General features: G+C 59.9%; 19 protein-coding genes, 1 tRNA gene and 3 pseudogenes. 6 read left to right on the top strand and 17 right to left on the bottom strand.

The window, feature by feature from the left end; translation table 11 throughout:
* Nucleotides 1-106 precede the first annotated feature (106 nt).
* The 3 genes from TU82_RS22110 to dibA form a co-directional block, all read right to left on the bottom strand.
* On the bottom strand, nt 107-1117 hold the full coding sequence (locus TU82_RS22110) for a sulfate ABC transporter substrate-binding protein (protein WP_057725346.1): 1011 nt from the start codon (nt 1115-1117) through the stop codon (nt 107-109).
* A gap of 146 nt (nt 1118-1263) precedes the next feature.
* Entirely contained in the window at nt 1264-1446 is a 183-nt protein-coding gene (gene oscA, locus TU82_RS22105) for a sulfur starvation response protein OscA (protein WP_010565387.1), read from the bottom strand.
* A 301-nt stretch (nt 1447-1747) separates the two neighbouring features.
* Entirely contained in the window at nt 1748-3661 is a 1914-nt protein-coding gene (gene dibA / locus TU82_RS22100; protein WP_057725345.1) for a phosphodiesterase DibA, read from the bottom strand.
* 165 nt (nt 3662-3826) lie between these two features.
* On the opposite strand from dibA, the gene desA reads away from it, so the two are divergent.
* Nucleotides 3827-5011, top strand: a complete 1185-nt coding sequence (desA, locus tag TU82_RS22095) for a delta-9 fatty acid desaturase DesA (protein WP_057725344.1) — start codon at nt 3827-3829, stop codon at nt 5009-5011.
* A 188-nt stretch (nt 5012-5199) separates the two neighbouring features.
* Nucleotides 5200-6201, top strand: a complete 1002-nt coding sequence (locus TU82_RS22090) for a sensor domain-containing diguanylate cyclase (protein ID WP_057725343.1) — start codon at nt 5200-5202, stop codon at nt 6199-6201.
* A 114-nt stretch (nt 6202-6315) separates the two neighbouring features.
* On the opposite strand, the gene gabT is transcribed toward TU82_RS22090, so the two are convergent.
* Together gabT and gabD are read right to left on the bottom strand one after the other, a co-directional pair.
* Complete coding sequence (gene gabT, locus TU82_RS22085) at nt 6316-7593, bottom strand: 4-aminobutyrate--2-oxoglutarate transaminase (protein ID WP_057725342.1); 1278 nt, start codon at nt 7591-7593, stop codon at nt 6316-6318.
* A 180-nt stretch (nt 7594-7773) separates the two neighbouring features.
* On the bottom strand, nt 7774-9216 hold the full coding sequence (gabD, locus tag TU82_RS22080) for an NADP-dependent succinate-semialdehyde dehydrogenase (RefSeq protein ID WP_057725341.1): 1443 nt from the start codon (nt 9214-9216) through the stop codon (nt 7774-7776).
* Between the two features lie 370 nt (nt 9217-9586).
* Between gabD and TU82_RS22075 the strand changes: the two genes are divergently transcribed.
* Both TU82_RS22075 and TU82_RS28220 read left to right on the top strand, forming a co-directional pair.
* Nucleotides 9587-9663: transfer RNA gene (locus TU82_RS22075), tRNA-Arg, on the top strand.
* An 85-nt stretch (nt 9664-9748) separates the two neighbouring features.
* A pseudogene (locus TU82_RS28220) lies at nt 9749-10273 on the top strand (DUF927 domain-containing protein); the annotation flags it as partial.
* Nucleotides 10274-10559: 286 nt separating this feature from the next.
* Here TU82_RS28220 and TU82_RS22070 read toward each other — a convergent pair.
* Nucleotides 10560-10883: pseudogene (locus TU82_RS22070) on the bottom strand (phage holin family protein).
* A 105-nt stretch (nt 10884-10988) separates the two neighbouring features.
* On the opposite strand from TU82_RS22070, the gene TU82_RS22065 reads away from it, so the two are divergent.
* Entirely contained in the window at nt 10989-11366 is a 378-nt protein-coding gene (locus tag TU82_RS22065; RefSeq protein WP_057725340.1) for a hypothetical protein, read from the top strand.
* A gap of 1199 nt (nt 11367-12565) precedes the next feature.
* Here the strand turns inward: TU82_RS22065 and TU82_RS28215 are convergent.
* The 11 genes and pseudogenes from TU82_RS28215 to TU82_RS22010 all read right to left on the bottom strand — a co-directional run.
* Nucleotides 12566-13277, bottom strand: a pseudogene (locus tag TU82_RS28215) (LysR substrate-binding domain-containing protein); the annotation flags it as partial.
* Between the two features lie 30 nt (nt 13278-13307).
* A complete protein-coding gene (locus tag TU82_RS22055) occupies nt 13308-13931 on the bottom strand; it encodes a LysE family translocator (RefSeq protein ID WP_057725338.1) in 624 nt (207 codons plus the stop codon).
* Nucleotides 13932-14106: 175 nt separating this feature from the next.
* Complete coding sequence (locus TU82_RS22050; RefSeq protein ID WP_057725337.1) at nt 14107-14658, bottom strand: hypothetical protein; 552 nt, start codon at nt 14656-14658, stop codon at nt 14107-14109.
* Complete coding sequence (locus TU82_RS22045; protein WP_057725336.1) at nt 14655-15227, bottom strand: RNA polymerase sigma factor; 573 nt, start codon at nt 15225-15227, stop codon at nt 14655-14657. The genes TU82_RS22050 and TU82_RS22045 overlap by 4 nt, the downstream gene beginning before the upstream one ends.
* A gap of 194 nt (nt 15228-15421) precedes the next feature.
* A complete protein-coding gene (locus tag TU82_RS22040) occupies nt 15422-17044 on the bottom strand; it encodes a vWA domain-containing protein (protein WP_057725335.1) in 1623 nt (540 codons plus the stop codon).
* A gap of 212 nt (nt 17045-17256) precedes the next feature.
* The gene (locus tag TU82_RS22035) at nt 17257-17907 is read right to left on the bottom strand and encodes a DUF799 domain-containing protein (RefSeq protein ID WP_057725334.1); all 651 of its coding nucleotides are present in this window, start codon (nt 17905-17907) and stop codon (nt 17257-17259) included.
* Complete coding sequence (locus TU82_RS22030) at nt 17904-18266, bottom strand: DUF4810 domain-containing protein (protein WP_057725333.1); 363 nt, start codon at nt 18264-18266, stop codon at nt 17904-17906. Before TU82_RS22030 ends, TU82_RS22035 begins: the two co-directional genes overlap by 4 nt.
* A 29-nt stretch (nt 18267-18295) precedes the next feature.
* Complete coding sequence (locus TU82_RS22025) at nt 18296-18976, bottom strand: CsgG/HfaB family protein (RefSeq protein WP_005783620.1); 681 nt, start codon at nt 18974-18976, stop codon at nt 18296-18298.
* Between the two features lie 458 nt (nt 18977-19434).
* Nucleotides 19435-22023 carry an autotransporter family protein gene (locus TU82_RS22020; protein WP_057725332.1) on the bottom strand — a complete coding sequence of 863 codons (2589 nt, stop codon included), beginning with the start codon at nt 22021-22023 and terminating at the stop codon, nt 19435-19437.
* Between the two features lie 419 nt (nt 22024-22442).
* Nucleotides 22443-23135: a hypothetical protein gene (locus TU82_RS22015; RefSeq protein WP_057725331.1), complete on the bottom strand. Its 693-nt coding sequence runs from the start codon at nt 23133-23135 to the stop codon at nt 22443-22445.
* A 73-nt stretch (nt 23136-23208) separates the two neighbouring features.
* Complete coding sequence (locus TU82_RS22010; protein ID WP_173667502.1) at nt 23209-23601, bottom strand: DUF2846 domain-containing protein; 393 nt, start codon at nt 23599-23601, stop codon at nt 23209-23211.
* A gap of 510 nt (nt 23602-24111) precedes the next feature.
* Between TU82_RS22010 and TU82_RS22005 the strand changes: the two genes are divergently transcribed.
* On the top strand, nt 24112-24369 hold the full coding sequence (locus tag TU82_RS22005; protein ID WP_057725484.1) for a hypothetical protein: 258 nt from the start codon (nt 24112-24114) through the stop codon (nt 24367-24369).
* Nucleotides 24370-24690 lie beyond the last annotated feature (321 nt).

Genomic DNA, 24690 nt, shown 5'->3' with positions numbered 1-24690 from the left:
GAGCGAGCTTGCTCGCGAAAGAATCAAGGGCACCGCGCTCATTCAGAATGTACGCGTTATCGTTGACGACCTTCGCGAGCAAGCTCGCTCCTACAGGTACTTTGGTTTATTGCGCCGTGTAGATCTGGTCGAACACGCCACCGTCATTAAAGAACTTCGGTTGGGCAGTTTTCCAGCCGCCGAAGTCTTTGTCGATGGTAACCAGGTCCAGTTTAGGGAACTGTTGGGCGTATTTGGCGGCGACTTTCTCATCGCGTGGGCGGTAGAAGTTTTTCGCCGCAATTTCCTGGCCGGCCGGGCTGTACAGGTGCTTGAGGTATTCGGTGGCGATTTCGGTGTTGCCCTTTTTCTCGGCGTTCTTGTCGACCACGGCCACTGGCGGCTCCGCGAGGATCGACAGGGACGGCACGACGATGTCGAACTTGTCCGCGCCGCCGTCTTCCTTGAGCGCCAGGAACGCTTCGTTTTCCCAGGCCAGCAGCACGTCGCCCTGACCGTTGTTGACGAAGGTAATGGTGGAACCGCGCGCGCCGGTGTCGAGGATCGGCACGTGCTTGAAGAGCGCTTGAACGTATTCCTGCGCCTTGGCTTCGCTGCCGCCGGTCTTGAGGCCATAGGCCCAGGCGGCGAGGAAGTTCCAGCGCGCACCGCCGGAGGTTTTCGGGTTAGGCGTGATCACCGACACGTCGTTCTTGATCAGGTCGCCCCAGTCCTTGATGCCTTTGGGGTTGCCCTTGCGCACCAGGAACACGATGGTCGAGGTGTACGGGGTGCTGGCATCCGGCAGGCGGGTTTGCCAGTTTTCCGGCAGGGTCTTGCCCAGCTTGGCGATTTCGTCGATGTCGCCGGCCAGGGCCAGGGTCACTACGTCGGCGCGCAGGCCGTCGATCACCGCGCGGCCTTGCTTGCCCGAACCACCGTGGGATTGCTGGATCTTGATGTTGTCGCCCGGGTGGGACTGTTTCCAGAAGCTGGTGAACTCAGCGTTGTAGTCCTGGTACAGCTCACGGGTGGGGTCGTACGAGACGTTGAGCAACTCGTAGTCCTTGGCAACGGCGGAACCGGCAAACACGGCGCTGGCCAGCGCGGCCAGGGCATAACGGCGAATCGACGACATAGAAGCTCCTGAAATTCTTATGTTGGCGCAACCCTGTAGGAGCGAGCTTGCTCGCGAAAAACCCAAGAGCACCGCGTTAAACCTGATGCGCTGCGTTATCGTTGGCGTTTTTCGCGAGCAAGCTCGCTCCTACTGGTGGCTTATTCTTAGGCGGGTTTGTTACCCGGGTTCTGCAGGCGGAATTTTTCCTTGCGTTCGATCTGTACCACTTGCGCGTTGTGTACGGTGATTTCCACCGCGCCAAACCGCAGATCGCGCAGGGCGCTCTGGATCTCACGCAAAATGGCTGCTTCGTCCTGGCCGTCGACGCTACGTAGAGATGCGCTCATGGTCTCGCTCCTGAAATGAATAGTGCCTGGCAGTGGCGGCACTGCTTGCGGCGTGAGAGCGATAGTAGATAAGCGCGGATATTCTTAAAAATACTATTTAAGAATGTTTATATAACCAGAAAGAATTTTCTGGTGGGGCGTGGGGTTGCGTGTGGGTTTTGAACCACAGCACCGAAATAAAGCCTTGTGCAGTTCCAATGTGGGAGGGGGCTTGCCCCCGATAGCGGTGTATCAGGTTAGTCACTCTTGGCTGACACACTGCCATCGGGGGCAAGCCCCCCTCCCACATTTTGACTGCATTTCAACTCTGGATGGGGGGTGCTCGGGTCCACTCTATCTCCTGGGCCGGCACCGGCTTGCCAAACCAATACCCCTGCCCCATGTCGCATTCCTGGTCCAGCAGGAAGCGGGCCTGCTCCACCTGCTCGATCCCCTCGGCATGCACCTGCATGCCCATGCTTTTGGCCAGGGCGATGACCACCCGCACGATGGCGGCGTCGTCTTCATCCCACGGGAGGCCTGCGACAAAGCCCTGGTCGATCTTGAGTTTCTGCACCGGCAGGCGCTTGAGGCGCAGCAGCGAGGAATAGCCGGTGCCGAAGTCGTCGATGGCCAGGCGCAAACCCAGCTCGCGCAGGCGGTGCAGTTGTTCGAGGGCGACTTCCGGGTCGTCCATTACCGCGCTTTCGGTGACTTCCAGCTCAAGGTAAGCCGGGTCCAGGCCCGTATCGTGAAGGACCTGGCCCACGTGTTCGTAGAGTTCGCGCCGGGCAAACAGCCGGCTGGACACGTTGACGGCGATAAAGCCCAACGGTGCGCCGTCCGCCAGCCACTGGCACATCTGGCGGCAGGCCTGGTTCATCACCCAGGCGTCGATGTCGGCGATCAACCCGGTGCGCTCGGCGATGGGGATGAATTCGCCCGGCGACACCAGGCCGCGTTCCGGGTGCTGCCAGCGCACCAGCGCTTCGACGCCGATCAGGCGGCTGTCCTGCAGGCCGTGCACCGGTTGGTAATAGACGCGCAGTTCCTGCTGCTCAAGGGCGCGGCGCAGTTCGCTGGCGATTTCCACACGGTTCTGTGCGTGGGCGGTCAGCTCCTCGGTATACAGGGCGTAGCCTTCACGCCCGGCGTGCTTGGCCTTGAACAAGGCCGAGTCGGCGTTGCGCAACAATTGCTCGGCGCTCAGCGCATCGCTGGGGAACAGGCTGATGCCGATGCTGGCGCTGATAAACAGCTGGTTGCCGTCAAACACAAACGGCTCCTTCATGGCATCGAGCATGCGCTGCGCCATGGCAGCCGCCTGCATCACCTGTGGACAACTCTCCACCAACACCGCGAACTCGTCGCCGCCCAGGCGCGCCAGGGTCACCCCGGGCCTGAACAGCCCCTCGAGACGCTCGGCCACCAGCTTGAGCAGCTGATCGCCCACGTTGTGGCCCAGGCTGTCATTGATGATCTTGAAGTGGTCCAGGTCCAGCAGCAGCAAAGCACAGCCACGCTTGTGCACTTGCGCCGAGGCCAGGGCCTGCTCGGCGCGATCGGTGAACAGCAGGCGGTTGGGCAGGTCGGTCAGCGGGTCGTGATGGGCCAGGTGCGCCAGTTCGTGTTCGGAGTCCTTGATGGCGCTGATGTCCGAGAACACGGCGACATAGTGGCTGATGTGGCCTCTTTCATCGCGGATGACGCGGATGGTTTGCCACTGTGGATAAATTTCTCCGCTCTGGCGTCGGTTCCAGATTTCGCCGCTCCATTCGCCGTCGCGCTCAAGGGTCTGGAACATCTGCCGATAAAAATTCGACGAATGGCGGCCGGACTTGAACAGGCTGGGTGGCTTGCCCATGACGTCTTCGCGCCGGTAGCCGGTGATCTCCATGAATGCCCGATTGACGTGCACGATCAGGCCACGGGCGTCGGTGACCAGCACCCCTTCGCGGGTGCAATCAAACACCGCAGCGGCCTGTTGCAGGCGCTCATGGTTTTCTTTCAGGGGTTGTTGCAGTTGGTGGACACGGGCGAAACGCACACCCATCAGGCCGATAGCCAGCGCGCTCAGGCCTGCCCAGACATAGCCGCGCAGTTGCAGCCAATGCGCCAGGGCCTCGGGTTCATCGATAAAGTTGATCAATAAGTGGTGGCTGAGCCTGAGCCATACGATGGAAATCAGCAGGTATACCAGCCCCGCACGCAGGGCTCCTCGGTATGTAAACAGCATATGGTCAGTAATCCTTACCAAAAAACAGAATCGCCCTACGAAGGCTGAGGATTATAGAATAAGAAACATCCAGTCACTCCTATCTGAAAGGGCGGCTGGTTTTCTCTGTAGGCTTAGTGATAATGCGTGAGCTGTTCTTTACTTTATCTGAGGGCCATACAGCCTATGTGGTACAACGGTTTTCTTGACCTGTCAGCCTGGCAACTGGTGGCAGTCACGCTGTTGATGACCCACGTGACCATTATTGGGGTCACGGTCTATCTGCACCGTTATTCAGCCCATCGCTCGCTCGAGCTCAATGCCGGCCTGAAACACTTCTTCCGCTTCTGGCTGTGGCTGACCACGGCGCAAAACACCCGCGAGTGGACCGCTATCCACCGCAAGCACCACGCCAAATGCGAAACCGTCGATGACCCGCACAGCCCGGTGATCAAAGGCCTGTCCACCGTGCTGCGCAAAGGCGCCGAGCTGTACCGCGCCGAGGCGGAAAACCCGGAGACACTGCGCATCTACGGCAAGAACTGCCCGGACGACTGGATCGAACGCAACCTCTACACGCGCTTCCCGCTGCTGGGCGTGGCGCTCATGGGCGTGATCGACCTGCTGCTGTTCGGCACCATCGGCATCACCATCTGGGCGATCCAGATGATGTGGATTCCGTTCTGGGCCGCCGGCGTGATCAACGGCCTGGGCCATGCCGTGGGCTATCGCAACTTCGAATGCCGCGACGCCGCCACCAACCTGGTGCCGTGGGGCATCATCGTCGGCGGCGAAGAGCTGCACAACAACCACCACACCTATCCCAACTCGGCCAAGTTGTCGGTCAAGAAATGGGAGTTCGACCTGGGCTGGGCCTGGATCAAGGTGTTCAGCTTCCTGCGCCTGGCCAAGGTGCAGCGCGTCGCGCCCATCGCCCACCGCGTCGAAGGCAAGGGTCACCTGGACATGGACACCGCGATGGCGATCCTCAACAACCGCTTCCAGATCATGGCCCAATACCGCAAATTGGTCATCGGCCCCCTGGTCAAGCAGGAGCTGGAGAAAGTCGATCACTCGGTCCGCCACCAGTTCCACCGCGCCAAGCGCCTGTTGTCGCGGGAAACCAGCCTGCTGAGCGATCGCCACCATGTGCGCATTCAAAGCATGCTGGAACACAGCCAGGCACTGAGCGTGATCTACGAAAAGCGTCTGGCACTGCAGCAGATCTGGCTCAAGACCAGCACCAACGGCCATGACATGCTGGCTGCGATCAAGGAATGGGTACACGAAGCCGAAGCCAGCGGTATCCAATCCCTGCGCGATTTTGCCCACCAATTGAAGACCTATTCACTGCGCCCCGCCGGGGTCTGACGCGACTGCGGGAGGGCTCGCCCTCCCGCACAGTGGCTTTCTGACGCCATTTTCCGGGCACCGTCAATCGAGCCCGATCACGGAACTTCACTGCAATTCCCCTCTCTCAAAGAACACTTCGCCATCATGGTGACCCCTTGTAGTGACCGCTGTTCCATCCTGCGGCGCGCCCAGAGAGAGTTGTTCCGATGGTTCACGAAAAGCCCTGCACGCCTGATGTGACCACTGCCCAGCCACCGCGCCCGGCGGCGGCTTCGACGCTGTTGGCGCTGATGCATGCCCAGGGTGAGGTCGAGCGCCTGAGTGAGCGTGAGCAACTGCTCAGCTCGCTGCTGGTGAGCGTGAATGCCGTGTTGTGGGCCATCGATTGGGAGACCCGTCGCGTGCTGTATGTCAGCCCGGCCTACGAGCGGATATTCGGCCGCAGCGCCGGTTTGCTGCTGGCCGACCATCGGGAATGGCGCAACAGCATTCACCCCGAAGACCTCGACTACGCCGAACACAGCCTGGCCCGCGTATTGGAACAGGGCGCCGTGGAAGACCGCGAATACCGCATCGTCACGCTCGACGGGCAGATCCGCTGGCTCAGCGACAAATGCTATATCAACCAGCAGGCCGAGCCGGGCAAGCCGCTGATCGTCGTGGGCATGGCGGAGGACATCACCGAAAAAAAGCACCTGGAGCTGGAGCTGCATCGCCTGGCCACCACCGATGTGTTGACCCAGAGCAGCAACCGCCGGCACTTCTTCGAACTCGCCAACCAGGCCTTCGACAGCGCCTGCGCGCAGGGCACGCCGCTGGCGTTCCTGCTGCTGGACATCGATGATTTCAAAGACATCAACGACACCTACGGCCATCTGGAAGGCGACCAGGTGCTGCGGCGTATTGCTGAGAGCGGGCGTGGCGTGTTGCGCCGTGGCGATCTGTTCGGGCGCATCGGTGGCGAAGAATTCGCCGCCGTACTGCCCGGTTGCGCCCCGGAGATGGCCCTGCAGGTGGCAGAGCGACTGGGCAGGGAAATCCAGGCGCTGAGTTTCAGCGTCGAAGGCCACGCCTTTACCGTGACGGTCAGCCAGGGTTTGACCAGCCTGCGCGAAGATGACTCAACCCTGGACAGACTGTTCGGCCGCGCCGATGCGGCGATGTATGAAGCCAAGCGTCAGGGGAAGAACCGCGTGATTGCAGCCTGACACTGTTCGAAATGTGGGAGGGGGCTTGCCCCCGATGGCGGTGTGTCAGCCGGTATATTCATCAACTGACACACCGCTATCGGGGGCAAGCCCCCTCCCACAGGGGGTCAGCGCTTAAAGCTCGGCGAAGCACTCTTCGATGATTGCCAGGCCTTTGTCCAATTGCTCATCCGGCGAGGTCAGCGGCACCAGCACGCGCAACACGTTGCCGTAGGTACCGCAGGACAGCAGGATCAGGCCCTTGTCACGCGCCTTGGCCACCACCGCTGCAACGGCCGCGGCGTTCGGCTTGTGGCTGTCGCCATCCTCAAACAGCTCCACCGCAATCATCGCACCCAGGGCACGCACTTCACCGATCACCGGGTATTTGGCCTGGATGGCCTTGAGGCCGGTCACCAGGCGCTCGCCCACGGCCTTGCAGCGGTCCAGCAGGTGCTCTTCTTCGAACACTTCCATCACTGCCAACGCGGCAGCGCAAGCAATCGGGCTACCGGCGTAGGTGCCGCCCAGGCCGCCTGGAGCAATGGCGTCCATGTATTCGGCCTTGCCGCACACACCGGCCAGCGGGAAGCCACCGGCGATGGATTTGGCGAAGGTGGTCAGGTCGGCGGCAACGCCCATCTGCTCCATGGCGAAGAAAGTACCGGTACGGCCGGCACCGGTTTGCACTTCGTCGGCGATCAGCAGGATGCCGTGCTTGTCGCACAGTTCGCGCAGGCGCTTCATAAAGGTTTTAGGCGCGACGTAGAAACCGCCCTCGCCCTGCACCGGCTCGATGATGATTGCAGCGATATCACGCGGCTCGGCATCGTTCTTGAAAATGCGCTCGATGCTGGCGATGGCGTCATCGTCGCTCACGCCGTGCAGTTCATTCGGGAACAACGCACGGAACACGCCGCCCGGCATCAGGCCCATGCCGGCCGAGTAAGGCACGACTTTACCGGTGAGGCCCAGGGTCATCATGGTGCGACCATGGTAGGCGCCGGTGAAGGCGATCACGCCGGCACGGCCGGTGGCGGCGCGAGCGATTTTCACGGCGTTTTCCACCGCTTCGGAACCGGTGGTGACCAGCAGGGTTTTCTTGGCGAAATCACCTGGGACCTTGGCGTTGATTTTTTCGCACAGTTCCACGTAAGGCTCATAGGCCAGGACTTGGAAGCACGTGTGCGTCAGCTTGTTCAACTGCTCGGTCACAGCGGCGATGATTTTCGGGTGCACGTGGCCGGTGTTGAGCACGGCGATACCGCCGGCGAAGTCGATGAACTCGCGACCTTCAACGTCGGTCACGGTGGCGTTCTTCGCGGATTCGGCGAAGATCGGGTGAATCTGGCCAACACCGCGCGGTACAGCGGCTTCGCGGCGTTTCATCAGGGAAGCGTTGGTCTTGCTCATAAAGTCCTCATTCGCCGCTCATCGGGCGGCGTGGCTCAAGGATAGGTGGCGGGGAGGCAACTACGGCAGCATGCGATGATCGACTGCCACAGCTTTCCCGGCCACTGCGAATAACGGTGTGAAACACGCAAAGGGACAGCGCTCTCGTGCCCTCTGCGTTTGCTGCGATCCCTTCCCGGCTTAGATACCCAGGCAGAGGTATTTGATTTCCAGGTAATCCTCGATCCCGTACTTGGAACCCTCACGGCCCAGGCCCGAAGCCTTGATGCCGCCGAACGGCGCCACTTCGTTGGAGATCAACCCGGTGTTGACGCCGACCATGCCGTATTCCAGGGCTTCAGCCACACGGAACACACGGCCCAGGTCACGCGCATAGAAGTACGACGCCAGGCCGAACTCGGTGTCGTTGGCCATCGCGATCACATCGGCTTCGTCTTTGAAGCGGAACAGCGGCGCCAGCGGGCCGAAGGTTTCTTCCTTGGCCACGGCGGCGTTTTTCGGCACGTCGGTGAGGATGGTCGGCTCAAAGAAGTTGCCTTCCATTGCCTTGCCACCGGCCAGCAGCTTGGCACCTTTGCTCAGAGCGTCGGCAATGTGTTCCTGGACCTTGGCCACGGCTTTTTCGTCGATCAGCGGACCCGTGGTGGTGCCTTCTTCCAGACCGTTGCCGATCTTGAGCTTGGCCACGGCCACCTTGAGTTTTTCCGCGAATGCATCGTAGACCGAGTCCTGGATGTACAGGCGGTTGGCGCAGACGCAGGTCTGGCCGTTGTTGCGGTATTTGGAAATGATCGCGCCTTCGACGGCCTTATCCAGGTCAGCGTCGTCGAACACGATGAACGGCGCGTTGCCGCCCAATTCCAAGGAGACCTTCTTGATGTCCTTGGCGCATTCGGCCATCAACTGGCGACCGATCTCGGTGGAGCCGGTGAAGGACAATTTACGCACGATCGGGTTGCTGGTCAGCTCGCCGCCAATGTCGCCGGCGCTGCCGGTGACCACACTGAGCACGCCTTTGGGAATACCGGCACGGTGTGCCAGCTCAACCAGGGCCAGGGCCGAAAACGGGGTCTGCGAGGCCGGTTTGATCACCATGGTGCAACCGGCAGCCAGGGCCGGGCCGGCTTTACGGGTGATCATCGCCGCAGGGAAGTTCCACGGGGTGATGGCAGCGGTCACGCCGATCGGCTGCTTGATCACAATCAGGCGCTTGTCGGGCTGGTGGCCGGGGATCACGTCACCGTAGATGCGCTTGGCTTCTTCGGCGAACCACTCGATAAAGGACGCGGCATAGACAATTTCGCCCTTGGCTTCGGCCAGCGGCTTGCCTTGCTCGAGGGTCATCAGACGGCCGAGGTCGTCCTGGTTTTCGATCAGCAGTTCGAACCAACGGCGCAGCTTGTTGGCGCGCTCCTTGGCGGTGAGTGCACGCCAGGCCGGCAGGGCCTTGTCGGCAGCTTCGATGGCGCGGCGGGTTTCCGCGGCGCCCATCTTCGGCACGGTGCCGAGAATCTCGCCCGTGGCCGGGTTGTTGACCTTGATGGTCTGACCATTGTCCGCATCGACCCAAGCGCCATCGATAAAGGCTTGCTGGCGGAACAACTGGGTATCTTTGAGCTGCATGTCGGCTTTCCTTAACAGCACCGCGCGCACGCGGAGCGAATTAGAGTTGTTGAAAGGCGCCTGGTGGGCTGCCGTCAGGGAAATCAGCCTCGGTGCGCAACATCAATATAGAGCGCACGGGAGACAGAGCGTTTGAAATCTCAAACGAATCCTAGGATCAATGGGGGTACAGGGCAATAGGATGTTCGAAAAAAAGAACAAAAACGGCACATCCGTCAGGCTTCTCTGATCAGCGTAGTTGCACTTGGTTTCACCGCACTGATCGGTGGCGCCCGGCCCAGAGCCTGCACACGGCGGATTCCTACGCATAAACGCCCGAAGACCGGCATGGACGCCCAAGGTCGACATGGGTATGATGTCGCCCGCACAAGCATCCGTAGCTCAGCTGGATAGAGTACTGCCCTCCGAAGGCAGGGGTCGTGGGTTCGAATCCCGCCGGGTGCACCACATACTGGTTTCTGGTTGTCTCAGACAATCTACGAAACACCCCAAGAAGCCCGCCCTGTGCGGGCTTTCTTGTTTCTGGCTATCCGTCGCCTGTAATCGCGACGACAAGGGCCACTACTGGGACTTGTTGATCGAGCCCGATGACCCGGACGGCGCCAACAAGCGCTGGAACATTCCAGACCAAACCATGAAAGGTGACTTCGGCGAGAACGTGCTCGCGTGCTGGATGACATGGGTCTTCGCCGTGCCGGAAGCCGGTCACGACGCAATGCCCGCAACTACCTGCGGAATAATCTCGGCGGCTTCGACAGCGCCCAGCGCGCACGATTGATGACGCGCCTGGGTTGGCACGACAACGCTTTACCTTTGCCAAGACAGCAAATCGACTCGCTGTGCGTTGGTAATCACCACTTGGCGTTTGTCGTCTCTGTGGCCTTTACGGGGCCTCTGCTGACCTGCTTGGGCATGAGTCGGCCGGCTTCCACCTCTACAGCGACAGCTCCGGCGGCAAGATACCCACCTGCAGATCACTGCCTCGGTCTATGGCGGGCCGCTTCTTGTGCGCTCGTGGCGCTCCACGGATAACGGTAAACACGCTCAAGCAGGAGCTGCGCAAAGGCCTAAGCGAATCAACCCAGTTCACGCTGAGGGAGGGCCAAACAGCCGAACTTGTTAAAAACAGAGTTAGATTTGGTATGTCGAGCATCGGCTCAGGTTACATCGCTGGAAATGTAAACAATGACCGCATCAGCCTGTCACTTGCCAATTCCTTCCCTAAAATGGTCAACGATGAGCCATGCACCATATCGCTACTACAAACCTCCAATTATATAACAGCAACCATTTCATTTAGCTGCCCCAACCCGTCATAAAACAATCAACAAGTAGGATTTCACTTATTTAACGCTCCGTATACCTAACCGCTGTACTGCCCAGCGCTCGTACAACCCTATAGCGACATCGGCACCAGCCATCGCGTTAAGGCATCCGATACTAGCCCGCAGTCAGGACCGACATCCCCGAAGCGTGCAATAACATCATGGTGGAAAGCCCGAAGACCACGCAGGCCCCGGAGCGGAGTAGTAAGCGGCGAACCAAAGACTACCCGCTCACCCCGCTTTGTCGGCCCGCCATGCCTCGCCGGAAATCCCGGCGACATGGGACAGTAGGATCACCGTCCAGACCGGCATCTCAGTAAGCGCTTGCCGCTCGTTTGTCATACCATTTCCCGTTTGATATCGGTGATATGGGGCGAATCTGTTTTTTCGCCCGCGCGTTAATCGAACGTTCATCGCATGTAATTGCTGATTTTTTGGAGAGTTCAAATGAACCCACTTGACCTACTCAGCGTTGTCATCGGCGCTATAAGTTTGTTGATTACCGTCATTGGCGTGCCCGGTTTCGTATTGGCATGGGTACAGGCATCTGATGAAGCAAAAGAAAAATTCCGAAGCGTCTGGACCTGGATACGGCGCAAGGTCTACAGAGGGTGGGTATATTTTTCCTGCTTTGTGCTTGTCGCGACTGGCATCTGGAAAATGGTGGAGTTCGTCATCAGTAGCGAGCCGATGACTCGACTCGATTTTTTTCTGCTCCTGATGAATTTTATGAGCCTGGGAGTCTTTACCGTAGCCTCGCTAGCCGTAATCGTCATGTTTCAGCTTGAGGACAAGAAACAAGCCCAGAAGCTGGTAACGCCTTAGCCCCATAAAAGCAACAACCCGGCGCAGTGGCCGGGTTCAGTGTGGTTGTGTGTCCCGCTGCTTGCATGATTTCCTCTCATCAAGAGGCGGATCCAGCGAAATTCGCTTGTAGGCTCGAGCGCAAAGCGCCTGCGCCCGGTGCAGTGCATCGGGCCTTTGCTACTGCTGGCGCCGTTTATCGGTCCCGCTATCATGCAGGGCATAGACCACGAATGTAGATAACCCATGTCAAGATTGTCATTCGCCGTAAGAGCTTTGTTCGCATGCTGCCTTTTCATCGCAACCGCTAATCACATCCGTGCAGACGTTTCGCATGGATTGCTCTGGGACTACGGATACGGGCCTAGCACTTACTTGGCTAGCCGTATTTTCTGGGGGGCGCTTACGTTTTTTGACCCGCTTGCAGCACTGTTACTATTCATCAAACCAAGAGCCGGAATCGTGCTTACGGCAGCGATTATTTTGGCCGACGTCGCTCATAACACCTTTTACGTCGCATTGAAGCAGCAGTGGATGGAGCCGTTCTACTTGTCACAGGTAGCTTTTCTTATCACAGTATTTCTACTCTCACCCATCGCTTGGAATGGCCCTATTCGAGACGAAGCGCCCACCAATCCAGTCCGAGTGTGATTCGCTCCACTTATGAGGTAGAAGCTCCCGTGAGCCCGTCCTTTGCGGACCGAGTTCGTATGGGGTGGCTGAGAGGCAAGCCGAGAAAGCGGGGAAAATTTCCTATGGGGTTTCGCGGTCTAAGCTGCATAGCAGCCCCAGATCGTATTTACTGAACCGCCAACCCTGTCGAAGGACTTATTGTGAAATTCATCTGCACATTCACATTTCTATTGCTCGCCCAGGCTACCTATGCGGCCGAGTCTCCTGTGACCCCTGATCCCTATGGCGGCCCTGATAAACGCCCAGAGAGCAGTGAAAATGTCACAACGTATTTGAACGAAGATGGTACCTCTACCACCTCGGCAGTGATGGTTTACGGAGATGGTCATAAGGAACACTGCATTATCCAAGCGGCACGGCCTGCGGCGGCACATCGGCTGCCGAAAGTCACCAGCAAGACGTGTACGCGTATTACCTCGTACCTCAAATAACGGACTGGCTGACAACGGGTAGCTTGATAAAGGCAACACGGGCGCTGAAGTCAAGCAGTGAGATGGGTCACGTCTGTCTTCCCACGATGGAAAGCGCTACTTATCCAGCCTAGAAATTTCATCGCGCAACACCCGCTCCAACGCTGCAAAAAAAACACTGAATATGCACCTGCTTCAACGCCTGTGGCCGTGTAACCAGATAAATCTCCATCGGCGGCAGTGCTATCTCCGGGAAAACCTCGCTCAACCCCGTCGCCAAAATACGCGGCAGCACCGCCACACCCATCTCCACGCTTCACCGACTCAAGCTGTACCGCAAACGAACTCACCCCAATCGGCGCATGGTCCAGCCCCGCAGCTTTCGCGGCGCGCATTTGCGGTAGCAGGTCCAGCGGTGGCAGCAAGGCGATACTGGCGGCGGTGGCAGGGGTTAGCGCGGGAAATCGTTGCAGGTATTCGGCGGTTGCGAAGACGCCTTAGACGAGTTTGCCGAGCCCTCGGTAGATCAAAGAGGGTTCGCCCAGGTGAGCGGTGCGTATGGCGATGTCGGCCACGCCTCGTACTATTTTGTGGAAGTCGGTGGTGATCTGTAGTTCTACGGAGCAGCCTGGGTGCTGCGAGGTGAAGCGGCTGGCGGCCTCGAGCACGCTGGCGAAAACCCTTCGCCGGCGCTCACCAGCACGCTGCCGCTGAGGGTTGTCGGTGTGCCGTCGACAGTGGCTTGGCGTCGCAGGCAGGATTAAGCCGCCAGGGCGACGTCCACCAGGGCTTGGCCTCGGGAGGTGAGCCGGCAGTCTTCCACGTCCTTGAGCAACGCATTCCATTCCATGGCCAGGCCTCATCGACTGGCTATCAGCACAGGAATGGCGTTGTTCAGTGAAAACGCCACCAGGAACACGGCCAGCCCTACGTCGATCTGCCGGGTGTATTTGAGAAACAGTGCCTTGATCGGGCCCTGGCCGAACAGCAGCGCCACCACGGAGTACCAGATCACTTCCAGGGTCGAGCACAGCAGCACCACCAGGACTTTGTCGATGTCCGAGCGCGGCACGGATAGAAAGCCGGCGTAGATGCTGATCATGAAAGCGATAGTTTTCATGTTGCTGATATTGGTGATAACGCCCACGCGGTAGGCCTTGGCGAAACTGGTCACGCCCGGGCCGGTGCTTTCGGCGGTGCCGGTGTGCTTGGCCAGTACGCTTTTGATGATGCTGTAGGCGATGTACAGGAGGTAGGCCGAACCGCATAACGTGGCGACTTTGGAAAACGCCGGGTACTGGTGCAACAAGGCCGCCAGGCCGAGCAGGGAGAGGGTCGAGAAAAACACGCCCACCGTGCAGATGCCCAGCGTCGCGCCGATCCCGGTGGTCACCGAGCCCAGCGAGGCGAAGCGGCTGACAATTATGAAGTTGGGGCCCGGGCTTATCACCGCCAGGATGTAGATCAATGCTGCTGTGAACATGGGAACTCCTTGTATGAAGCAACAGCTCTCCAGGCCAGCCAGCAGGGACAATGATGTCTTTTCGGCGATTAACTTAGCAGTAATTACACGCCCCGCTACTGACTATAAATTCATATGCTTATGACCCCTTTCACCCAGACTGGCGATGGTATCGCGCGATGCCATCGCCAAGGGATCACTGAGACTGCAATGCCTTGAGCCGCTCCTCAAGATTTTGCGCAGGAAAACGTTTTTGCAATTCGGCAAGCTTCGCCGCCGCCGCTGCATCATCGCCTGCCGCACGCAGGCGCAACACGTCCTGCAAGCCCTGCTCCAGCGGCTGCGGCACTGCGCGCTTGGCCAGCTTGCCTTGGGGCAAGGCATCGCTGTTCATTTCGGCGCTGAACGACTCGGCGCGCGGCGGCGCGCTCATGGGCGCAGGCGCGGAAAACGTGGCCGGGGCGGCGAGGCGGGTGTTTTGCACCGGGGCAAGTTCGGGGGTGCGTGTGATCACACCCACCAGCAGCGCCACACCGGCCACGCTGGCGAATGCCATCTGCCAACGCGGTTGCTGGCACAGCCGCAGCCAGCGTTGCCACAGGCTGGGCTTGGGGGCAGGCGCTTCGCGGCGGGCGGCGTTGAGAATGAATGTGTCCAGGAATGCGGGCGGTTCGCCGGCGCTGTTCTGGCGATAGTGCTGGATCAGCGCTTCGTCGCGCGGATCGTTCGGGTCTCGGGCTTCAGTCATACAGTTACCTCGTCGGCCAGCAAGCGCCGCAATTTCTGCAGGGCGTAGCGCAAGCGGCTTTTAACGGTTTCCAGCGGGGCGCCGGTGAGGGTGGCGATTTGCGGGACTTCGAGGTCGCCGTGCAGGCGCAGCAGGAAGACTTCGCGCTGGTCTTCGGGCAAGGCTTGCACGGCGGCGTCGAGGCGCGCCTGGTCGCGTTTCAGGCTCAGTCGCTGTTCGGGGCCGGCGCTGTCGTCGGGCTGGGCGTGCAGCAACTCGTCGTAGCTGTCGTGCAGCGGGTTGTGCAGGCCGTGTTTGCGCCAGTGGTCGATCAGGCGGTTGCGCGCGATCTGGAACAACCAGGTGCGAAAACTCGCCCGGCCTTGTGGCTGGGTGGTGCTGCGGATCAGGCTGAGCCAGGTGTCCTGGTAGATTTCTTCGGCCAGTTCGGGTTTGTTGCACAGGGATACGAGGAAGCGGTACAGGCCCTGGCGGTGCCGGGCGTACAAGGCTTCGAACGCAGCAGCGTCGCCAGTGCGGTAGCGGGCCAGCAGCGATTCGTCGCTGGGTGAGTCATCTGGAACGGCCATGGGGTAGACGAACTCCTTTTGGTCAGCCGAAGCAGGGTTACTGTAGGAGCGAGCTTGCTCGCGAAGAACGTCAACGATAACGCGTGTTTCCTGGATAAACGCGGTGCCTGTGAGTTTTTCGCGAGCAAGCTCGCTCCTACAAAAAGCTTTAGCAGCAAGCCCCCTCCCACAGTTGATCTTCATTGTGCTCGGGATCAGGGTTTTAGGCTTTGGGCCAGTTCCACCAGTTGCACGAATTCGTTGCGCAGGCCGAACGGGTCGTCGCCTCGGGCCGAGCGGGCCAGGGTGGCGGTGTCCTGCAAGCTCATGTTGCCAGTGTAGCGGCCATCGCCCTTGAGCTGTTGGGCGAAGGCGGCTACGGCGGCGCTGAAGCGTAGGTCGTCGCTGGGCTTGGTAGTCGTTTTGTCGACGGGCCGTTCGATCAACTGGCTATCACCGCCAGCAGCCGGTTTGTAGCGTACGCGCACCGTCGCCAGTTCGGCCGAGGGGTTTTCAGCCGCAGGCGCTTTGGCGTAGCGCAACGGCTCCAGCCAGCCCTTCTCGCCCTTCGGCACGATTTCATACAACGCGGTCACCGTGTGCCCTGCGCCGATTTCGCCGGCATCGACCTTGTCGTTGTTGAAATCCTCACGCTTCAGGGCGCGGTTTTCATAGCCGAGCAGACGGTATTCGCTGACCTGCGCCGGGTTGAATTCCACCTGCAATTTCACATCCCGCGCCACCACCGCCAGGGTCGAGCTGAGCTGGTCCACCAGCACCTTGCGTGCCTCACGCAAGTTGTCGATGTAGGCGTAGTTGCCGTCACCGGCGTCGGCCAGTTGTTCCATCAGGTGTTCGTTGTAGTTGTCCACGCCAAAGCCGAGGGTGGTCAGCGATACGCCGCTTTTGCGCTGGTCCGCCGCCATGTGCTTGAGGCTGTCGAAGTCGCTGATGCCCACGTTGAAGTCACCGTCGGTGGCCAGCAGGATGCGGTTGATGCCCTGGTTGATGAAGCCTTCGCGGGCCATCTGGTAGGCCAGTTCGATGCCGGACGCGCCAGCGGTGGCGCCACCGGCGGTGAGTTGGTCGATAGCGTTGCGGATTGTGGTTTTGTCACGGCCGGAGGTGGGCTTGAGCACCACGCGGGATTCACCGGCGTAGACCACCAGTGACACGCGGTCCTGATCGCGCAGTTGATCCACCAGTAATTTCAGGGTGCTTTTGACCAGCGGCAAGCCTTCGCGACGGTTCATGGAGCCGGACACATCCACCAGGAATACCAGGTTGGCCGGCGCCAGTTCCGCCACGTTTTTGTCGGACGCCTTGATGCCGATGCGCAGGAGTTTCGTGCGCGGGTTCCACGGCGTGGAGGCGACTTCCGTGGTCACGCCAAAGGGTGAGCCATCGGTAGGCAGCGCGTAGTCATAAGGGAAGTAGTTGACCATTTCCTCCAGCCGCACCGCGCCTTCGGGCGGCAGGCGGCCCTGGTTGAGGAAGCGCCGTACGTTGGCGTAGCTGCCGGTGTCGACATCCACGCTGAAGGTGGAGACCGGGGTTTCGGCGACGCGGTGCACCGGGTTGTCAGGCAGGTTGGCGTATTGCTCGCGGGGTTCGCTGCGCTCAGCCAGGGTCGCCGTCTCCCGCATCATCATTGGGGCCGGCATGACCATGCGTTTGACGACTGCGCCTTGGGCCGGGGCGCGTTGAAGCGTTGCGATGGGCTCCACCGGTTTCGCCAGGTCGGGTGACGACGACAGCCCGCATCCGGCCAGTGCTACCAGCAGGGTAACGGCGAAGCCTTGGGCAGCGGGACGCAGGGAGAGCAGAGGGTGGGACATGGGCTGGGCCTCGTGAGTGAATGAGCCGTTCACAAGGTCAGACGCGGGGTGGGCGGGGTTCGGGTTAAATCCAATTTACCTGACAGCAGAAAAAACAATGTGGGAGGGGGCTTGCTCCCGATGACGGTGGGTCAGTCACTGCAGTAGTGACTGATACACCGTCATCGGGGGCAAGCCCCCTCCCACATTTGATCTTCAGTGTTTGAAGAACGTCAGTCCGTGCCGTATTTCGGGTTACGCGGGCCGTACAGGATGCCGGTGCGTTGGCCCGCCGACAACAAGCGTGCGCTGGTGATACCGGCAATCGGGTGCGCCGCATCGGTGGAGCTGTTGATCACCTGCTTGACCGCCGCCGTGATCAGCATGCCCACCAGGCCGCCACCGTTGTTGTTGCCTTCCTCGCTGGACGCCCGCGCCGCGCCGGTCCACAGGGTGGTGCCGGTGCGCAGGTCCACCAGTTTGGCCGAAGCCGTCACCGAGGTGTCGCTGGAGATCAGCATGTACTTGGTGCCGTATTCACTGACGGTGATGTACAGCGCCGCGTCCGCGCCAAAGATGTCATGCAGCTTGGTCGGCGGCACACCCTGGATGTCGTTGGCGGTGGTCAGGCCGTTCTGGCGGAAGGTTTCGTCCACCAGGGCAATCGGCAACACGTAGTAGCCGGCTTCGGCCAGCGGGTAGGTGACTTGCGACACCAGGCTGTAGGACGCCTGCACTTCCGGCGACTCATTGATCGGCGGCAGTACCAGGATCGACTTGGGCCGCGCCTGCTTGTACGCCGAATAATCGACCGTCTTGGGTGCAGCGCAACCGCCGAGCAACGCCAAGGCCAGCAAGGCGCCGGTGAGTTTTAACAGGCTCATTTGGTAGCGACTCCGGTCTTGGCGTTTTTCAGCAGAAAGTCCATGTACGCAGCGGACTCAGGGAACAGGGCCTTCTCGGTGCGAAACTCCTGCACCATCTGATCATCCTTGCCCATGTTCATGTACAGCATGCCCAAGTGCGCGTGGTAACCCGGCGGCGCCTTGCGGCCACTGGCGTTGATCTTCTGCAGATCGCGCTCCAGTGCTTCCACCTGCGCTTCCTTGGGCTCGCCCTTGAAGTACTCATAAACCTGCGGCTGGTAGCTCTCCCATTGATACAGGGGCTGGGGTGCCGTCTGGCACCCGGCTACCGTCGCGATTACTGTCAGCATCAGCGCCAACTTCACTGCCTTGCTCATCCGTGTACTGCTCCTTGTGGTGTGGCTGATCAGTTACGCGGGTTCCAGGCGCCGGCGTTGATGCCGTCGACCAGGCGATTGATCGCTTCGCGCATGGCCAGGTCGAGCACCTTGCCATTGAGGGTGGAGTCGTAGCTTGCGGTGCCGCCGAAGCCGATCACTTCACGGTTGGACAGCGCGTACTCACCGGCGCCCTGGGTGGAATACACCACTTCGGAGGTGTTGATGTTGACGATATTCAACGCGACTTTGGCGTAGGCCACTTGAGTCTTGCCACGGCCGAGGATGCCGAACAGCTGGCGGTCGCCGGTTTCTTTGCGGCCGAACTCGGTCACATCGCCAGTCACCACATAGTCAGCGCCCTTGAGCTTCTGCACGGTGCCTTTGATTTTGGCTTCCTGGGAGATTTCGCCCATGTTGTCGCGGTCCAGCACGCTGAAGCGGTTGGTCTGCTGCAAGTGGGTGATGAGGATGGTCTTGGCCTGGCCGCCGAGACGGTCGACGCCATCGGAGAAGATGCCGCGCATGTAGCTGGAGCGGTTATCGAACTTGCCCACGGCAATCGGCACACGCACGCCGGAATAGGCGACGTGGGCGCTGGCGACTTGCTCCACCGGCATCGCGCGGTTGCTCTCGGTGGCACAACCGGCCACGGTCAACAGCGCCGCGGCGGTGAGGCCCGACAGCAGGATTTTGGAGAGTGTCTTCACAGGGTGCTCCTTGGGTGAGGAAATCAGCGCTGCCGGGTTTTCCAAGGAGATAGGCAGCCTGGACACTATGCTGGCCTGAGTTCTTCCCTGAAAGACTGTGATGCAACGGCTGCGGCATTTTACGGGGTTGAGAGCGGTTCTCAAGGTGTTTCGCCCCGAGTAGTGAAATCCAACACAAACCTTTGGAATGTGGAGATCCAATGTGGTCAGTCAACCCATCACTGACTGGTCTACCGCTATCGGGGGCAAGCCCCCTCCCACACTGGTATCAGAGGCATCACGCTCTACGTAAGCAGGTTGAGACAGTGCAAGCTGCCCCGGCCTCGCTGCTGCGGATTCACGCAAACCCAATGTGGGAGGGGGCTTGCCCCCGATGGCGGCGAGTCAGCCAACACATCATTGACTGACCCTCCGCAATCGGGAGCAAGCCCCCTCCCACAGTTGTTTTGCGGTGTGGCTTAGAAGGAGTAGCGCGCCTTGAGCATTACGCCGTCGGCGTCAAAACCACTGCGCGCTTGGCGGGTGTAGCTGGCGCCGACGGTGAAGTCCGACACCTTGTAATTCACACCCACGCTGGCCTCGTAGCTGTCACGCGCCACCGACGCACCGGTGACGGTAAACGCCGAACCACCGGCCACGAAGTTGGAGGTTTGCGCCACGCGGTCACCCATCAAGTCGTGGTAGGCCATCAAGGTCGCTTCCGGTTGCAGGCTGCCCGCGCCCATCGGCAGGTTGCCCGCCAAACGCACACCGGCGCCCAACTCACCCACTTCATAACGCTGCGAAGACGTGTTCAAGGCCGCCGACGAACCTTTCTCGGTGTAGCCATCCATGCGCACGTTGGCATAGCGCGCAGCCACACGCGGCTCGATCACCAGCGCCTGGGACGGCTTGAAGCTGTAGCCGCCGATCACGCTGGCCGACAGCACATTGCTGTCGTAACTGCCCTTGGCCGTGGTGCCCGCGACGTGGCGCTTGCTGTCATTGTCGTTATGGCCGTAGCTGAGGCTGCCATCGACAAACCAGTTCTGCAGCGCCCAGTTGCCGTACAGCGACAGCGCGTGGCCCTCGACGTCGGTCTTGTTGCCCAGGTCCGAATGAATGTTCGAATTCAGGTAGCTGTACGCCACGCCCAAGGTGGTGGTGTCGTTCACACGACCGTCAACACCCACCGCCATGCCGCTGCTGTTGGCCGAGTAACCGTTGTTGCCGCCACGGCCGTCCTGGTCCATGTTGCTGCTCAGGCCCTGCAACCACACACCGCCGACCTGGTGGCTTTCACGCTGGTCGGTGAGGCGGTTGAAGATCGCGCCGTTGACCACGGTTTGCCCCGACAGCGCCACGTCGAGGGCGCCACGGTTGACGTCCGGCGTGAGTTGATCGGCGAGCTGCGCCAGTTGCTGCGCAGTCCCGGCGTTGGCCAGGCTTTGGAACACCGGATCGTTCTGGTTGAGCCCGCCGAGCACCTCGTTTTTCACCACATTGACGGCGGTCGCCGCCGACGCACCCGCGCTGACACCCGCCAGTTCCTGTTGTACCTGCTGGTCGCTTTTCACCGCCACCACGGCCTTGACCGTCTGCGCATCGGCCGAGTAGCTGAGCACGTCGAGCAACGACGAAGCGCTGGCGACCGCTACGCCGTTGTTCTGCACGTTGGTGGCTTGCAGCAAGGTGTATTGCGTGCCGGCCTTGGGCGCAGCGAAATCTCCGGGGTTGGCGCTGACCGTCAGCTTGGAAGCTTGAGCCAGATTGGCCGTGCCGTTGACGGTGAGGTACGGCGTGGTCGGCACCACGCTGTCGGCCAAGTGCATATCGATGCCCGCGCCGCTGGCCACATTGAGGTCGCCGGTGATAGCAGTGCCGGGCGCCGAGAGGTTCAGCGAACCCGAGTTGACCGACACCGGCGCGATGATACGGCTACCGCTGAAACCCGCCTGACCGCCGATGTTGACGGCGCTGAGGTTGAGCAGGTCGCCGGTGATTTTGCCGCCGGTCCAGTTCAGGCTGGCGAGGTTGTTGGCGTCGACGGCGATGCCGCTGTTGCTGCGGATTTCGCCGGCTTGCTGGTTGATTTCAAACGCCGCGACCTGCCTGGCCGCATCCACCTGGATCGCCGTGCCGTCCGCCGCGATGAGCCCACGGTTGACGATACCCCGTGCGCCCGTGGCACTGTTCTGCGCAAAGCTGGCGCCGGACAGATCGAAGGCATTGGCCGACGCGCCCTTGGCTTCAATGGTGCCGGTGTTGAGAATGTAATCGACGGTGCCGGAGTAAAAAAACAACCCCTTCGCCTCATTGCCAGTGGCGGAAATCAGGCCGCTGTTTTCAATACGCAGGGGGTTGGTGTCGGTTTCCACTTCCATGCCCCAGGCGCCTTCACCGGTGGCGATAATCGAGCCCGAGTTCAGCAGCTTGCCGCCGATGGTGGTCGGCGTGTCGCCGCTGACGTCGAGGATCAAGCCAATCGCATCCGGACCGGCCATGTCGATCACACCGGTGTTGGAAACGTCGCCCGCAATGGTGGTGCCGTGCAGGTAAATGCCTTCGCCGCCGCCCAGGTAGCCGGGAAAAGGCTCGGCGCTCACGGGCGGCGTGGAACGAATGGTGCCGGAGTTGATAACGCTGCCGCCAATGGTGGTGGTACCGATTTCAAGCCCTTCATAGGCGCCATGGTTCATCAGGATATTGCCCGCCTGAACCACATCCCCGGTGATAGTGCCGGGAGTCAGATTGGAAGGGCCAGACCAGAACATCGGGTCGATGGCGATCGCGCGAATGGTTTTGCCCTGTGAGTCCAGCGTGATGTCCGCGCGGTTGATCAGCGAGCCTTGAATGTTGGTGTTCACAAAGCCGAGACCGGCGGGGTCAGTCGTGCTGGAATCGACCACCCGGGAAAACTTGCCGGTAATGGTGACCGGCTCGTTAAACGTCTCATTAGCCCAAATATTCTTGCCCTGCCCCAGGTCGAACTCGACTGCCAGCACCTGCGTGCTGATTGCCCCGACCATGATTGCCAACAGACTTTTCTGGAACTGCTTGCGCTTCATTTCAAACTCCATGAACTACAGTCAACGCCGCCAATACGCCCGGCAGCAGTAGGTGTGCTGTACGAAAGGATCAATCGATCCGAATGAGGCTCTCCCGGCGGCCCTGGGAATCGCAGGCGCGAGCCGGTGCACCGCAGGCGGTGGCAGACAGGAGGCCGTAATAGGGAGAGGTTCACATCAATCCTTAATGTCATTTGAAAACGCTGCAGTCCATGCAGCCCGACCGGTTGCGGGTGGGCGGGGTAAAGACATCGAGATAAACAAAATGTTCAAAGCCATTCAACACGCCCCCAATCCTGTAGGAGCGAGCTTGCTCGCGAAGATCCCCAACGATAACGCGAGCAACCAGAAACACACAGTGACTGGGCGTGTTCACAATCACGCCCGCAACAACCAACCGCGTTACCTCAACGCCGGACCTACTTGAGCTCCTTCACCAGATACTGCGCAGAAATCTGCGTAATCCCGGTCAACGCCCGACGCAATGCCTCCGGGTCTGTGCGATAGGTGAGCGGCGTGTAGCCATAAACGTTCTGGCCATTGAATGGCGTCACCGTTTCAAAGGTGCGCCAGATCATTTCATCGCCGCGATTCATCTGCGCCACCACGCTGAGGGTGGGGTAAATCACACTGCTGAAACCCTGGGTCAGGCGAAAGCCCCACTCGGACACGGTCAACTGAATCTGCGCATCAGCCGGCTCATCGTCGCCGACCACCTTGAGCGTCGAAGTCTTGCCCAGCGCATCCACAAAGCCCTGCTTGAGCAACACACCTACATCGAGTTTTTCCGCCTCCATCACCGTCAGAATAGCCACCGGCGTCGGCATCTCGGCCAACTGCCCAAGCTTCATCCCGGCCGCAAACCCGGCGCCGCTCAACGCCGCAGTGCCGACCTTGGACGCCCCGCTGGCCATGCCGGCACCCGCGCCCAGTCCGGCACCCAACGCAGCGCCCCAAGCCTGCTCGCGGCCGAAGTACACCATGTTCTTTTCCCACTTCACGGGCAGGACGTTGACGGTCTTGATCTGCGCGCGGTTTTCGGGAGTGAGGGGGTGGCTGACGCAACCGCCGAGGATGAGGGTGGTGAGGAGAATGAAAAGGAGGTTTTTCACATCAGTCCTTTAATGTTTGCAGTGAATACGAGAAGTCGGCAGGGCCTGGACCCTGCCGACACACTGGCTCAACTCATTTGCTTTCTTTGGCAATGGTGCCCAAGGACGCATCCTTGACCAGATAACGGCCTTCGACTTCGCTCAGCATTTTAAGGCTGTTACGCGCCACGGCGAAGCCCATTTCGACTTCTTGCTTGAGGTAAACCACCTCACCCGCCTTTACATCAATCGGCATGTCCGCCCAGTTTTCAGCCTTGGAGCTGATCACGTGTTTGCCCGGCGTCACGAAAAAATAGATGTACTGGTTACCACGGTTGTAACCCATCTCCGAGTCGGCTTCCTTGTCATCCAGGAACACGTTGAACCGCACCATCATCCCGACATTGCTCGGGCGCACGACGTACACCAGACCTTTATCGGCCACGGCAGCCTTGGGCAGCGAATAGTTCGCCACGTCAGCCTGCATCTTCTCCACAGACGGCGTCGAGGAACAACCAAACAGCGTGGCCAGGGATAGAGCGACAGCGGCTTTGCAGAACAACTTGATCATGTATTTCTTCCTTGTGGTTAACGGTGGAGCGGTTTTGAGAGTGCCGATAATAGCGAGGTCTCATTTTTTGATGCGCTGGGTCATCGCCAGTGTTTCGGCAATGGTTAGCATGGCATGAGGGGTGGTGCCATTGCTGTGATGCCTTGCGCGGTTTTGGGTGAGGGGCTTATAGTCCGGCCGTCGCCCATACGGCGATCAGGTTTGGCGACCTGACAACAGAGTGCAAAAGCAATCCGCTTCATGCAGGTGTTTTTGCACCCGCAAAGCTGTGCTCGTTATGGCGGCTGTGCGCGGGAGACCTTCGGGTCTGCCGGTTTACTCTGTTGCCGGTTCGCCAACCTGCGTACAGCTGCCACCCATTCGTTTGGCGACGATTGAGTGGTGGTCTCAGCCACCAAAAACAGAGTGTTCAGTATGAATAGATACATACCCCTAACCGGCCACGATTGCACCATCCCAGCCCTGATTATCGACACCCAGGCACCTCTCGACGTCCTTCACGACGCCGCCGTGCACCGCATTCGGGCCGTCACCCAACTGCTGGAAAACCTGGCCTTTCGCGAACAACTCAGCAGCGATGCCGTAGTGCTTTCAGACTTCGCCCACTTGCTGGCCATTCCGCTGCGCGATGGGTGTGATTTGCTGGATGTCATCAGTCGCAGGCTTAATGCCGATCCGTCCTGAGTGAAAATCGGGCGGCCTTGGTGTCGCCCGCTTTGTGCGTGATCAGCGCAAACTAAATAAATCCGTCCCTTTTAATCGTCCCTTTTTAATCTGGATAAATAAGATAATCCCTCTCTATACCCCCAGCTAGTCAACAACCTCGCTGCGGCAAATCTAATACTCTCCTCAGAGTGCCCCAATAGCTCAATGACACCTTGTACTCTGCTACGTGGGATATCCTCCGCATCTATATCCGTAGCATCGACCGCATAATCTGCATTTGGAGGAACAGAATAGAGCAAATCCTCTATGTCTTTTTTCATTCGTGTCATCTATTTCTTT

Source organism: Pseudomonas orientalis, assembly GCF_001439815.1.
Taxonomy (GTDB): domain Bacteria; phylum Pseudomonadota; class Gammaproteobacteria; order Pseudomonadales; family Pseudomonadaceae; genus Aquipseudomonas; species Aquipseudomonas orientalis.
Note: the sequence above shows the minus strand (reverse complement) of the source record. Positions and strands in the feature narration are given on the sequence as shown.